This window comes from Paracoccus sp. R86501 (genome assembly GCF_042466435.1).
Classification (GTDB): domain Bacteria; phylum Pseudomonadota; class Alphaproteobacteria; order Rhodobacterales; family Rhodobacteraceae; genus Paracoccus.
Genome location: NZ_JAXHPZ010000001.1, coordinates 1,620,113 through 1,633,700, shown reverse-complemented (window position 1 = coordinate 1,633,700; position 13,588 = coordinate 1,620,113). Strand labels below are relative to the sequence as shown.

Sequence of the window (13,588 nt, the reverse complement as noted above, 5' to 3'; positions counted from 1 at the left end):
AAGGGTGCGATATTCAATTAAGTTCGCTGATGATCAGGATTCGCGCAAGTTAATTGGATATATATTTTATATATAAAATTGATCTTGGTTATATTATGATGGAAAATATATCAGGATATATGTCAGCATCGTTAACGTAATTGGTATGTCTTATATGGCGCGTTGCGCCGTGGGGGGTAATATGGAAATGTCCGCCGTCGGTCCCATCTTTCGTAATCCGGCCGAAATCGCCGCCTTCTTTGCCCGCGCCGCGCCATTCGTGGATGCCGACAGCCTGCAGGTGCAGGTGGATATGCATCTGTCGCTGGATCGCATCGGGAATTTCGAACAGCTTGCTGATAATGCGGGCGAAATGAATGCGATATTCGAAATTCTGTCCGAAGTTGAAAGGCAGGGTTTTGACGATGGCCGCCAATTGCCGCATCTGGTGATATTCCCGCAGGGCTGGGCTGCAATGCTGCGCCATCCCGATTGTGGCGCCCGTGACGGTCAGGCGATGGTGCGGGTGCTGATCTGCCCCTGTCACCCCGATGACACCGAGGCGGTTCGCGGAACGCTGGTCGCACTGCTGGCGGGGTTGCAGGACAGCACCGGACGCAGCCGAAGCACGCCACCTCTGATCGCCCGCCGGGACATGGAATGGCCAGCCGATCTGGCCCCCGTCTTTGATCGCGACAGCGTCGAGGCCGCCTTCAAACAGTTGATGGCCGACGACAGCCGCCACGACGATCGCCGCATCCGTTCCGATGTGATCGACGACCACCTGCGCTGGCTGGCCGCGAACCGACCCGTGGCCGCCCCCTTGCGGCGCGACGTGACGCCCGCGCCCGTGGCATCATCGCGGGGTGGCACGGTCGATCTGAAGCATCACGTCGTCAACATGCGCTTTGGCGAATTGTCGCGGGACGGGGCGTTCCAGACCGACGCCTCGGATGTGGCGGCCATCGCGGATCGGGCGCGGGACTGGATCGATCAGGGCAGCGGGCGGCGGCTGGTGATCTATGCCCACGGCGGTCTGGTCAGCGAGGGACTGGCCCTGGAATACGCCCGCAGCACCGCGGCCTGGTGGCTGGAGAACGACGTCTATCCGGTCTTCTGCATCTGGGAAAGCGACGCGCTCTCGGTGATCTGGCAGATGATCGCGCAACAGTTCGGCCGGCGCGACACCCGCGGCTTCGACCTTGGCGGCATCCGCGACGCCGCGATCGAGGGGTTGGTGCAGATGTTCGGGCGCGGCATCTGGGGCACCATGAAGAACAGCGCGCGGCAATGTTCCGCCCCCGGTGATCGCCACGGGCTGACCCTGCTGGCGCGCGAACTGGGGCGGGTCTTCGGACCGGACGCGCCCATCGATCTGGTGGGGCACAGCGCGGGGTCCATCGTGCTGCTGCACCTGTTGCCGGTGCTGCGGCAGGCAGGCTGTCCGGCGCAAAGCCTGCAGACGCTGGCTCCGGCAGCGACCACGGCGCTTTACCGGTCGGGTCTGGCGGCAGGGGGCGCGACGCTGCGCCATCGAATCTATACCATGACCGACACCGCCGAGCGCGACGACAACGTCGTCGGCATCTATGGCAAGTCGCTGCTGTATTTGGTGGCCTTCGGGTTCGAGCCGTCCCGCCCGACGCCGGTTTCCGGGCTGCAACGCGACCTGCTGGGCGACACGGCGCTGGTCACCGGGCTGGCCGAATGGGTCAATGGAGTCACCCGAGAGGCGCTGGTCTTTTCCCCGTCGCCCAACGGAACGCCGCAACGGCTGCGGTCATCCGCGACCAGCCACGGCGGTTTCGACAATGATGCCGCCACCATGTGGTCGGTGATGCGCTTCATCCGCGGCCCGGGGCATGACGCGCGGATCACGCCCTTCCCGGAAGGTGCCCGCAGTGTGCGCGGGGGCGATGACATGCTGCCGCAGTTGCCCGATGATCTGCGCCAGTATCTGGCCCTGATGGACCAGCCTGCGGCAGCCGCGCCGACCGCGGCAGACCGGGTCAACAATCCGCCCGCGACGGCGCATCAGCCCGCGCGGATCGCGCTGACCATCGGCATCGACCATTATGCTGGCTCGGCGCGGTTGCAGGGCTGCGGGCGCGATTCCGACAGTTGGCGCGATCTGTTGGAACAGCGCGGCTATCAGGTCACGCAGATCACCGGCCCCGAACGGACGCATCGCGATGCGCTGGTGGCGCATCTGCGCGACTTCGTGGCGCGCGGGCGGGCGGGTGACAGCCTGATCTGGCATTATTCCGGCCACGGGATGGAGGTGATGCCCGAATTCGGCACCGACAATGACGATGGCGACATGGCCCGCGATCAGGCCATCGTCGCCTCGAACAACAGCATCGGCATTGATGCGCAGCTGGATCACGCCCTGATCGACGACCAGATCCACACCCTGCTGCAGGCCCTGAACCCGGCAGCGCAGATGCATGTCTTTCTGGACAGCTGCCATTCGGGCACCGCGACGCGTCTGGCCATGTCGGGCCGCCCGCGCAGTCTGGGCACGCTGCGCAAGGCGCATTACGTGCCGCATGGCCGGTCCTTTACCATGCCGCCGACGGGTACGCGCGGGACGGGCTACGAAGGGTCGAACCATGTGCTCTACAGCGCATCGTCCGCAATCCAGACCGCGCAGGAAAACGGATCGCCGGTGATGGGCGTCTTTTCGCGGGCGGTCCGCGACATGCTGGCAGGCAACCCCGGCGCGATGACCAACGCCCAGTTCCGGGCAAGGATCAACGCCCTGACGGTGGGCAACAACCAGACGCCGGGGGTCTATTGCGACCCTGCGCGGATGGATCACAACTTTCCGCTGGTCTAGGCGATGCAGCCGCTGCCCCGCCTGACCATCGCCCCCAGCATCACGCGCGAGGCGGGCGTCACCCGCGCCTGCTATCCGCTGAAAGGCAACCTGCCGGCGCGTTGGCGGCGGGGGCAGGTCTTCACGGTGGATGGGTCGATCCGCACCCGCGACGGCGGCCTGTCGCAGATGGCGGTGCCTTACGAACCGTTGTCGCCGGGTCCGCAGGGGCGGCTGTTCACCGTCGATGCCACCGATTGCGCCAGCGGCGTGTCGCGCAGCAGGCCCGATCTGGACCGGCCCGGACCCGATGATTTCACCTTCGACCAAGGGTGCGACGAAACCCACTGCCGCAACGTCTATTTCACCGCCATGGCCACCTATGAAGCGTTTCGCAGCGCGCTTGGCCGTCCCGTCGCATGGGCCTTCTGGCGGCAGGATCACCATCCGCCGCTGCGGCTGATGCCCTTTGGCCAGAACGCGCTGAACGCCTGTTACGACCGCGACGCGGGCGCAGTCAGCTTCGGCTACAGCCCCGCGGGGCCCGACAGCGACCATGCCGACCGGCGGCTGCTGCGGTTCACGGCACTGTCCAGCGACGTCACCGCGCATGAGGTTACCCACGCCCTGATCGACGGGCTGCGGCCCGATTACGACATGCCGGTGAACCCCGATGTCTTCGCCTTCCACGAAGCGATGGCCGATATCGTGGCGCTGCTGTCGCGCTTTGCCCGCCCCGGGTATCTGTCGCACCTGCTGGCGGGGTCGGGGATGGATTTCCTGCGCGGCGCGTCCTTGGTCAGCCTTGCGCCGGAGCTGGGGCGGCTGGTGCGCCGGTCGGGGCTGCGCACGCTGGACATCGCCTGGACCGAGGCGGGCGCAGGGTCCGAGGGCCTGCCGCGCTATGACGACGCCCCCGATGCGCCCCATGATCGCGGCGGCCTGCTGTCCTCGGCCATTTTCGAGGCCTTCCTGCATGCGCTGGACCGCCGCATCGGGCCGCTGATGGCGCTGGCGGCACCTTCGGGCAGCGCGGTCGGGCGCTATCTGCAGGAACAGGTCCAGCACATCGCGTCGCGCACGGCGGGGCATTTTCTGTCCATCTGCATCCGTGCGCTGGATTATTGCCCGCCCGCCGCGATCCTTTTTGCCGATTACCTGCGGGCGCTGATCACCGCCGACCGGCTGTTGGCCCCGCAGGACGACTGCGGCTATCGCGAAGAGCTGATCCAGGCCTTCCGCCGCCGTGGCATCTATCCACAGGGGATCGACGTGCCCTCGGAATCGGCGCTGGCATGGGGCCCGCCCGAGGTTCCCGTCCACCCCATCCCCGGCTTGGCGCTGTCCCAGCTGCGCTATCACATCAGCCCGGCGTTCCCGCTGTCGGCGCAGGAAATCCGCCGTCAGGCCAGCGCCTTGGCCCTTGCCATCGACGACGATCCCCGGCTGGCGCATCAGCTGGGACTGCGGGCGGCGGTCAAGGGGGCGGACAGTCTGTCGGCGCCGCAGGTGACATCTATCAGGCCGACGCTGCGGGTGGGGCCGGGGGGGTTCATCGACTTTTCCATCATCGCCGAGATCACCCAGACCTGTGACATCCCGACCGGGCAGGGGGTCATGCGCCACAAGGGCGGGGCGACGCTGATCCTGGACGCCACCGGCACGCCTGCCATGATCGTCAGCCAGCGCATCGACAACCCCCACCGGCAAGAGGCCGAGGCGGAACATCTGCGCCACGCATTCGCCCAAGGCCGGATGGTGCTGGACAAGGGACGGCTGGTTCCCGAACCCGGCCACCGGCGGGCGATCTGTGCGGGGTGATGCCGGACCTACGCCTTTCGGGCAGGGGGATTGATCTATCGGCGCGCCGTTTCGCCATAAAGACAGAGACTGCGCCGAGCCACCCTCTGCTAGCGTCGGGTCAGAGGCAGCAGCAGGACGTCGGGCTTATGCGGATCGCGGTGGTGACACCATATTACAAGGAAACCGACGCCGTCCTGCGCATCTGCCATGACAGCGTGCGGGCGCAAAGCGTTCCCTGCAGCCATATCCTGGTCGCGGACGGCTTTCCCAACCCGATCGTCGCCGATTGGGAGGCCCGCCACATGACGCTGCCCGACGGTCACCGCGACGGCGGCAACATCCCGCGCGTGCTGGGCGCGATCAGCGCCTTCAATCACGGCTTCGATGCGGTGGCCTTTCTGGACGCCGACAACTGGTTCCAGCCCGACCATCTGGAACGGATGATCGACCTGCATCTGGCTACGGGGGCGGCGGTCTGCACGGCCAGCCGGTCCATGCACCGCTTCGACGGGACCTTCATGTTCGACGACGACAAGAACGACGGGCGCACCCATGTCAACACCAGCTGCTATTTCCTGACCCGGGCGGCTGCGCCCCTGGTGGCGCGTTGGGGGCTGATCCCGCGCGGGCTGGCCGATATCGTCAACACGATCTATTGGCAGACGATCCTGGGCGCGCGGCTCGATCACGCCCATCAGGTCACGCCCACCGTCTGCTATCGCACCCCCTACGAGTCCGATTACCTGCGCATGGGCGAGGCCATGCCCGAGGGCGGCAAACCGCTGTCGGTCACCGACCGGCCCTTTGCGTGGTTCCGGTCGCTGCCTGCCGATGAACGCATGCAGATCCGCCGCCAGATCGGTTGGCCGGTGCGCCGCCGCAGCGTTGCCCGCCTGCGGCTGGCTTGGCTGGCCGCGCGGCTGCGGCCCTTTGGCGGGCAATCATCACGGCAGGGATCGTCATGAGTGGCGACCCCGAACCCATTCTGGCGACCTGGCGCCGACAAGGTCCCGCCATCATCGCGCAGCGGCGTGCGGAATACGACCGTCTGCTTGACCGCGCCCGCCTGCTGTTGGAACGGCGCCGTCATGGGCAGGCAACGGCGGCCCTGCAGGCGGCGGCGAATTACGCCGTCCTGTGGCACACCGGCCAGTTCACCGACCCGCGGATCGAGGCGACGCTGCGCCAGCTTGGCCAGCAGGCGCTGCATGACGACCGCCCCTGCCGACCGCCCCGCGACGAGGGCGCCCCCCGACGCATCCTGCATGTCGCGACCGAGCTCTACGGCATCGGCGGCCACGCCCGCATGGTCGCCCATTGGATCCGCAACGATCCGCGCAACGTCCATTCGCTGGCCCTGACTGGCCAGCATTGCCCGCTGCCGCAGGATGTCGCCGATGCGGTGCAGGACGCGCGGGGCTCGGTCACTTGCCTGAACGCGCGGCCGGGGGGGCTGCTGCGATGGGCGCGCGGGCTGCAGGCGCTGATGGCACGGGCCGACATCGTGGTGCTGCATGTCCACAACATGGATGTGGTGCCGATGATCGCGCTGGCCGGTCTGGTCAACCGCCCGCCCAGCATGATGGTCAACCACGGCGATCACCAGTTCTGGCTGGGTGCGGGCGTGGTCGACATGATCGTGAACACGCGGCACAGCGGGCGGCAACTGGGCATCGACCGGCGCGGCGTGACGCCCGAACGCAGCGCGCTGATCCCGCTGTGCCTTGGCGCCAAGCCCCGTCAGATGTCGCGACAGGCGGCGCGTCAGACCTTGGGGATCCCGACCGATGCGGTGGTGGTGCTGACCATCGCGCGAGCCGTCAAGTTCCGCGACATCGGCGGCGACAACTTCGTGCAGGCGCTGCTGCCGGTGCTGCGCGACAACCTGCAGATGCATATGGTCGTCGTCGGGCCGGGTCCGATGCCCGCCTGGGCGGACAGCATCGCGCAGGTGCCGGGGCAGGTGCATCTGATCGGCGAAACGACGCAAACCCAACCTTATCTGGATGCGGCGGACATCTATCTGGATGCCTTCCCCTTCGTTTCCATCACCTCGCTGCTGGAGGCCGGGATGCAGGGGCTGCCGCTGGTGACCCGCGCGGCCTATGGACCCGATTGCGGCGTGATGGCGGCGGATTCGCCGGGGCTGGACGGGGTGATGGTGACCACGCATTCGGTCGCGGAACTGCGCAGGACCATCGCCGCGCTGGTTCAGGACGCCACGCATCGCCGCAGCCTTGGCACGCAGACGCAGGCGCAGATCACCGCCGGCAACACCGGAACGGGCTGGCGCAACCAGCTGCACGACCTCTATCGCCAGGCCGAGGCCTTGCCGCGCAATTCCGGCGATCTGGCCCCCCTGCAGGGGATAGGCGATCTGGACCTGTTCATCCCCTTCGTCTTCGACGATCCCGTCGGCATGGGGGGGTCGGACACAATCCGCGTGTCGCGCGCGACCCAGCTGGTCCTGAAGGCCGCGCCCCCCGGCTGGCGCATCCGCCACCTGATCCGCATTGCCGCCAGGCGCGATCTGTCGGGCAGTCCGCTGCGCGCGCTGATCCCCGCATGGCTTGGCACCACCCTTCGAAGGAGCCTGCGCCGTGCCCCCTGAGACAGCGACACCCCGCGCATGAGCGTCATCCGCCGCAGCGTCATTGCCTCGGTCGCGGATAAATACGCCACCCAGGTCATCAGCGTCGTCACGCTGGCCGCCATGTCGCGCATCCTGACCCCGGCCGAGACCGGCATCTATCTGCTGGCCAGCACCGTCATCCTGCTGCTGGAGAACCTGCGCCTGTTCGGCACCGGCATCTTCATCGTGCAGGAAAAGACGCTGGCGCCCCAGACGGTGCGAACGGTCTTCACGATCACGCTGCTGATCTCGCTGTCGCTGGCGGGGGCGATGGTGGCGGCATCGGATGTGATCGCGGGGTTCTTTCACGAACCGCAGGTGGGGCGGCTGCTGGTCATCGCCTCGCTGTCCTTCGTGATCGCGCCCTTTGGCGGGCCGCTGCTGGCGCTGATGCAGCGCGACCTGTCGTTCACCCGGCTGGCGGTGCTGAACGTCGCCATGGCGCTGGTCAACGCGGGCGTCACCATCACGTTGGGAGCGATGGGCTGGGGGCCGGTCAGCTATGTCTGGGGGATCGTCGCGGCGGGCGCGGTGCTGGCGTCGGGCGCCATGTTGCTGCGACCCGAGTTCTGGGTCTTTCGCCCGTCCCTGCAGGGTGCGCGCCGCATCCTGTCCTTCGGGGCAGTGTCATCTTCGGTGACGGTGCTGAACATGGCCTACGAGATGCTGCCCCGTCTGGCCCTGGGTCGCATGCTGGGCGTCGATGCGGTGGGCATCTATGCCCGCGCGGTGACCGTCTGCCAGCTGCCCGACCGGGCGCTGGTCTCGGCGCTGCAGCCTGTCGTGCTGCCCGCAATGGCGATGCATTCGCGGCAGGGGGGCGATCTGCGCGTCAGCTATCTGCGCGGGCATGCGCTGATGTCGGCCATCCAGTGGCCGACGCTGATGATGCTGGCGCTGCTGGCCAATCCGGTCGTCGCCATCCTGCTGGGCGCCCAATGGAGCGAGACCCCGCCGCTGGTCCGTATCATCGCCACCGCGACCATGGCGCTGGCCCCGGCCTTCATGACCTTCCCGCTGCTGGTCAGCGTGGGGCGCATCCGCGACACCTTCTGGGCCAGTCTGATCTGCCTGCCGCCCTCGGTCCTGGCGATCATCGTGGCGGCGCAGATGGGGCTGACGGCGGTGGCGGCCAGCCTGCTGGTCATCGCGCCATTCCAGATGTTCGTGGCGCTGCTGTTCATCCGCCGGGCCATCGGGCTGGAATTCGGCCAGCTGTGGGTCGCATCGCTGCGCAGCATCGGGGTGACGGCGGCGACCGCCGTGCTGCCGCTGGCGGTCATCGCGACGTCGGGTCGGGGCTTTGATCTGGGCATGGGGCAGACGGCGGTGGCGGTTGCGGGGGCCGCGATCGGCTGGCTGGCGGGGATCATGCTGACCGACCACCCGATAAGGTCCGAGATCATGGCCGTCTGGCGGATGATCGCCCGCCCGCGCGGTCCCGCGACCCATCCCGCCGAATGACCGTCAGTCGCGCGGCTGCAGGCTGAACTGGTCGATGAACCTCTGCGCGCGGTCCAGATCGCCCGTCGCCTGCACCACCCCCGATGCGACCAGCGCCGCCAGCGGCTGCGGCCCATAGACCGCCGCCGCCATGGCGTTGCCGGTCCCCCGCAGCACAAAGGGCGCCTGCGGGTCCTGCACTGCGGTCGTTCGCAGCGCGCCCGATTGCAGGTACATCTGGAACGCCTCGGGGCCGAAATCGAAACCGGCGCTTGCATCCGGCCCCGCCCGCAGCGTCACCCCCATCGAGATCATCAGCGCCGAGGGGCTGATGAACCGCCGCGGATCATGCCCCGGCACCGTCAGCGCCCATCGGCACAGCGCCTGCAACACCGGCAGCAACCCATGCCCCGCATCCGTCAGCCCATAGGTTCCCGCCTGCGCGTCGTGGGTGACGACCCCCGCCTGCTCCAGCTGGGAAAGGCGTCCCGTCAGCACGCTGGCCGTCACCCCCGGCAGTCCGGCACGGATCGCCCCGAAGCGTTTGGTGGCGAAGACCAGCTCGCGCACGACCAGCAGTGCCCATCGGTCGCCTACAAGGTTCAGCGCATGGGCGCCAAGACAGCCCTCGTCATACCTGACGCGCGGCACGGATGGGTGGTTTTTCGCCTGTTTCGTCACGCCGGTCTCTTTTGGTTGTTTTTTACTACTAACAGGCTCAGTCTGAGGGCGCAATCAGCCTTGAGCAACAGATGATTCCATCCCAGCAGGAGACGTCAGATGACCTATATCAACGGTGCCCTTGCCCCCGTGCCCACGGACGCAAGGGATGAATACCTGGCCCATGTCGAACAGCTGTGGCAGCTGTTTCGCAAGCATGGCGCGCTGCGCATGGTCGATTGCTGGGGCGTCGATCTGCCCAAGGGCAAGCAGACCGATTTCGACGGTGCCGTCGATGCGGCCGAAAACGAGACCGTGACCTTTTCCTGGATCGAATGGCCCGATCGCGCCACCGCGGACGCTTGCTGGCAGAACCTGCCCGACGACCCCGAGATGCAGAACCTGTCCAAGATGCCCTTCGACGGCGGTCGCATGGTGTCGGGCGGGTTCGAGCCGATCCTGACCAGCGGCACGGGGACGCCTTCGGATTACGTCCAGGGCTTTGTCGCGGCGGTTCCGGCCGACAAGCGCGAGGACTATCTGGCCATGGCGCAAGAGGGTTGGCAGATGTTCCACCGTCTTGGCGCCGTTGGTTCGGTCGAATGCTGGGGGCAGGATGTCCCCCACGGCAAGCGCACCGATTTCTATCGCGCTACCCATGCCAAGGAGGGTGAGGTGATCGTCTTCAGCTGGGTGCAATGGCCCGACCGCGCGACCTGCGACGCGGCCTTCCAGACCATGCACGAAGAAGCACAGGGCAAGCCGATGCCCGAAATGCCCTTCGACGGGATGCGCATGTTCTGGGGCGGGTTCCAGACCGTCTTCGACAGCGCGACCCATGGGGCATGACCAAACTGATGCATCCCCCATCCACAGGGTGGTGTTGCTGACGCCTGCCGTTCGGGCTGATCTGTCGGGGTAATGATCCCAACCCGGACCCAGATCACATGAGGGTGCTTCTTTCCGCCTATGCCTGCGAACCCAATGCAGGGTCCGAGCCGGGGAAGGGCTGGCTGTTTGCCAATGCCCTTGCACGGCAGGGATGCGACGTGACCGTCCTGACCTGCGGCAGCCACCATCGCGCCGTGATCGAGGCCCATTGCGCCGATCATCCCCCGCCCGCGAACCTGCGCTTCGTCTTTCACGACGTGCCGCGCTGGCCCGGACCGGGCTATGCCGAGGCGCGCCATATCCGCCAGCACTACATGGCGTGGCAGATGACTGCCCGCAGCCGGGTGCGCCGGATGCTGCGGGATCAGGATTTCGATGTGATCCACCATGTGACATGGACGGTGCTGCGCTGGCCCTCGTTCCTTGGCGGGTTGGGGCCGCGCTTCGTCTTCGGCCCCGTCGGTGGCGGTGCGACTGCCCCCAAGGCCCTGCGCCCGTCCTTTCCGCAAGGGGGGCAGCGGCGCGAAAGGCTGCGCGATATGATCAACGCGATCAGCCGCATCGATCCGATGGTGCGGTCCTGCCTGCGCCGCGCCGATGCCATTCTGGTCACCGACCCCGAAACCGCGGCCCTTGTCCCGCCCCGCCACCGGCCCCGCACCCATGTCGTGGCCGACATCCTTGCGCCCACACCGGCCGGCATGGTGACGCGCATCGGCGGCCAGCCCGCGCTGCTGTTCGTCGGGCGGCTGGAATACTGGAAGGGCGCGCATCTGGCGATCATGGCGCTGGCCCATCTGCGCACCCATCTGCCCGAGGTCAGCCTGACCATCGCCGGCACCGGCCCCGAGGCTGACACCCTGCGCGATCAGGTCCGCAGGCTGGGGCTAGAGGCTGCGGTCGATTTCGCGGGGCAGGTGCCGGGCAACCGGATGGCCGCGCTTTATGCCGCCCACGACCTGTTCCTGTTCCCCAGCCTGCACGACAGCGGCCCCCATGTCATCGGCGAGGCCCTGTCCGCAGCCTTGCCCGTCGTCTGTCTGGATCTGGGCGGGCCGGGGATCGCGGTCAACGACAGCTGCGGCGCGGTGGTGCCCTGCGGCGATCTGGACGCGGATCGGCTGGCCGAACGCCTGTCGGCGGCCTGCGCTGCGATGCTGGAGGATCCGGCGCGGATGGCACGGCTGCGGCAGGGGGCGCAGGACCGCGCCCGCCAGTTCGACGCCGATCACCGCGCCCGCACGACCATCGCGCAATTCTATGCGCCCCGACCCGAGGAGGGGTGATGCGGCTGTTGATCATTGTGGTGATGTGCCTGCTGTGGGCGCCGATGGCGCAGGCGCGGGTCATCCATGTCGCAAAGGGGGGCGGGGCGGGGAATGGCACCGCCGCCCAGCCTTTCACGACCATCGGGCAGGCACTCGCTGCGCCCCACGGGGCGGGGGACACCATCCTTGTCCACCCCGGCACCTATGTCGAGCGGCTGTTCATCCGGCAGGGTGGCACGCCGGGGAGTCATGTCACCCTGCGGTCACTGCAGCGATCGGGCGCGCGGATCAGGCCGCCGCGCGGCACCTATAGCACCGTCAATGTCAGGGCCAATTACGTCACGGTGCAGGGGTTCGACGTCGTGGGCGGGACCGGGCACGGGATTGACGGGGAACGGATCCACCACGTCCATGTGCGCGGCAACACCGTCCATGACAGCGGTGGCAGCGGGATATCCTTCTACCTCTCCGAGTTCCAGACCATTGAGAACAACCGCACCTTCCGCAATGCCGCCACGAACGGTTATCAGACCAGCGGCATCTCGGTCGCGTCGAACATCGATCTGGTGGGGGATACGCGCGACCGGGGCTTTCGGACGATCATCCGGCGCAACATCAGCCATGACAACATGACCACCACCGTGCCCGCACCGCATACCGACGGCAATGGCATCATCATCGACTGGCTGCGCAATCTGGGCACAGGTCATCCACCCTATCGCTTTCCCACGCTGGTCGAGGACAACCTGGTCTATCGCAACGGCGGCAAGGGCATCCAGGTCTTCCAAAGCGACAATGTCACGGTCCGCAACAACACCGCCTGGCACAACAACCTGGACCCGCTGAACCCCGGCACCGAACGCGGAGAGATCACCATCACCGCGACTGCGGCAGGGGCCGTCGTGCAGAACAACATCGCCGTCGCCAATCCGCGCGCGAATGCCGACAACACGGCCTTCAGCCTTGCGCATGCTTCCGTGCGGGCGGTGGCCAATCTGGCGCATGGCGGGCCGCGGCCGGTGATCTTGTGGAACGGTGCCGCATTCCGCCCGCGCGATGGCAACATCAAAGGGAAATCGCCGATGTTCATGGACCCGGCACAACGTCGGTTCCAGTTGCAGCGCGGATCGGCGGCCATCGATGCCGGGCGTGGCACAAGACCGGCGGGGGCGCGTGATCTGGCGGGCGGGCCGCGGGTCAGGGGCCGCATCGACATGGGCGCCTATGAGTTCGACCCCGCCGCCCCTTGATCCGGCTGGATGATGTCCAGACCCAGCCCGTCAAGCAGATTGCTGGTATGTCCGTCGATGACGGCGGGCGGCCCGTGCCGGTCGCGTCCCGCCCGTTCATAGGCACGCGTCCAGCGGTTGTCCGTCCCGAAGGTCAGGAACAGGGCGATGCGGTTCTGGCGAGCGCCGCGCGAGGCGCTGCGCCAGCCGGTCAGCACATCATCGGCGTCGCGGCGCAGCAGCGGGCCCGCGGGTTTCGACAGGCATCGCAGGGCCACCATGCCGGCGGCGGGCGGATGATCGGCGTGATCCAGCCGCGTATCAAGGACGATCACATCGCCCGCCGCCATCGGCACGCGGCTTGGCGCGATGTCGTTGCCCTGCACGTCCAGATGCGATCCGGGCCGCAGCTGGAGGCCTTTGCCCGTCTGGTCCTGCAAAAAGATCGCCAGCCTGAAGACCGCGAAATCCGGGTCGCTCAATGCGGCGGTATCCATCGCCGCGCCGGTCAGGGCATCGCGCCGCCACCCGGCCCGCGTGTTCATGGTGACGGTGCAATCCCCGGTCAGCAGCGGCGTTCCCGCCACATGCGCGGCCATGACGGCCGCCAACTCGGGCGTCAGCGTGGCCTGCAACAGCCCGCGCACATGATCCAACGCGCGCGATTGCAGCTTGCCGCCAAGCCGCGCGCGACCTGCGCGTTCGAAATGCTGTTCGACCAGATGGCGCAGCTGCATGATCCGGCCCGCGCCCATCACCCCTGGCCACAGGGCAAAGCCCGCCGCCTGCAGATGGGCACGGCTGTCGGTCGGGTCGGGCAGGGGGTGGGCGTGTTCACGCATCTGACGTACCTTGAGTGGTGGCC

At 67.4% G+C, this 13,588-nt stretch carries 10 protein-coding genes; 8 read left to right on the top strand and 2 right to left on the bottom strand.

Features of this window, described 5'->3' with window-relative positions:
• Window positions 1–181: 181 nt before the first annotated feature.
• The 5 genes from SJY40_RS07960 to SJY40_RS07940 all read left to right on the top strand — a co-directional run bounded on the left by SJY40_RS07960 (window position 182) and on the right by SJY40_RS07940 (window position 8,696).
• On the top strand, window positions 182–2,818 hold the full coding sequence (locus SJY40_RS07960) for a caspase family protein (protein ID WP_378944762.1): 2,637 nt from the start codon (window positions 182–184) through the stop codon (window positions 2,816–2,818).
• A 3-nt stretch (window positions 2,819–2,821) separates the two neighbouring features.
• On the top strand, window positions 2,822–4,618 hold the full coding sequence (locus SJY40_RS07955; protein WP_378944759.1) for a hypothetical protein: 1,797 nt from the start codon (window positions 2,822–2,824) through the stop codon (window positions 4,616–4,618).
• A 143-nt stretch (window positions 4,619–4,761) separates the two neighbouring features.
• Window positions 4,762–5,565: a glycosyltransferase gene (locus tag SJY40_RS07950; protein ID WP_378944756.1), complete on the top strand. Its 804-nt coding sequence runs from the start codon at window positions 4,762–4,764 to the stop codon at window positions 5,563–5,565.
• Window positions 5,562–7,211 carry a glycosyltransferase family 4 protein gene (locus tag SJY40_RS07945; protein WP_378944753.1) on the top strand — a complete coding sequence of 550 codons (1,650 nt, stop codon included), beginning with the start codon at window positions 5,562–5,564 and terminating at the stop codon, window positions 7,209–7,211. The genes SJY40_RS07950 and SJY40_RS07945 overlap by 4 nt, the downstream gene beginning before the upstream one ends.
• An 18-nt stretch (window positions 7,212–7,229) precedes the next feature.
• Window positions 7,230–8,696, top strand: a complete 1,467-nt coding sequence (locus SJY40_RS07940; protein WP_378944750.1) for an oligosaccharide flippase family protein — start codon at window positions 7,230–7,232, stop codon at window positions 8,694–8,696.
• Window positions 8,697–8,699: 3 nt separating this feature from the next.
• On the opposite strand, the gene SJY40_RS07935 is transcribed toward SJY40_RS07940, so the two are convergent.
• The gene (locus SJY40_RS07935) at window positions 8,700–9,356 is read right to left on the bottom strand and encodes a winged helix-turn-helix transcriptional regulator (protein WP_378944747.1); all 657 of its coding nucleotides are present in this window, start codon (window positions 9,354–9,356) and stop codon (window positions 8,700–8,702) included.
• A gap of 99 nt (window positions 9,357–9,455) precedes the next feature.
• Between SJY40_RS07935 and SJY40_RS07930 the strand changes: the two genes are divergently transcribed.
• From SJY40_RS07930 to SJY40_RS07920, 3 genes are all read left to right on the top strand, one after another.
• Window positions 9,456–10,184 (top strand): DUF1428 domain-containing protein, encoded by a 729-nt coding sequence (locus tag SJY40_RS07930; RefSeq protein WP_378944744.1) that lies wholly within the window; start codon window positions 9,456–9,458, stop codon window positions 10,182–10,184.
• 98 nt (window positions 10,185–10,282) lie between these two features.
• The gene (locus SJY40_RS07925) at window positions 10,283–11,512 is read left to right on the top strand and encodes a glycosyltransferase family 4 protein (RefSeq protein ID WP_378944741.1); all 1,230 of its coding nucleotides are present in this window, start codon (window positions 10,283–10,285) and stop codon (window positions 11,510–11,512) included.
• The gene (locus tag SJY40_RS07920) at window positions 11,512–12,744 is read left to right on the top strand and encodes a right-handed parallel beta-helix repeat-containing protein (protein ID WP_378944738.1); all 1,233 of its coding nucleotides are present in this window, start codon (window positions 11,512–11,514) and stop codon (window positions 12,742–12,744) included. The genes SJY40_RS07925 and SJY40_RS07920 overlap by 1 nt, the downstream gene beginning before the upstream one ends.
• On the opposite strand, the gene SJY40_RS07915 is transcribed toward SJY40_RS07920, so the two are convergent.
• On the bottom strand, window positions 12,717–13,565 hold the full coding sequence (locus SJY40_RS07915; RefSeq protein WP_378944735.1) for a hypothetical protein: 849 nt from the start codon (window positions 13,563–13,565) through the stop codon (window positions 12,717–12,719). The two genes, SJY40_RS07920 and SJY40_RS07915, sit on opposite strands and share 28 nt — an antisense overlap.
• Between the last annotated feature and the right edge of the window lie 23 nt (window positions 13,566–13,588).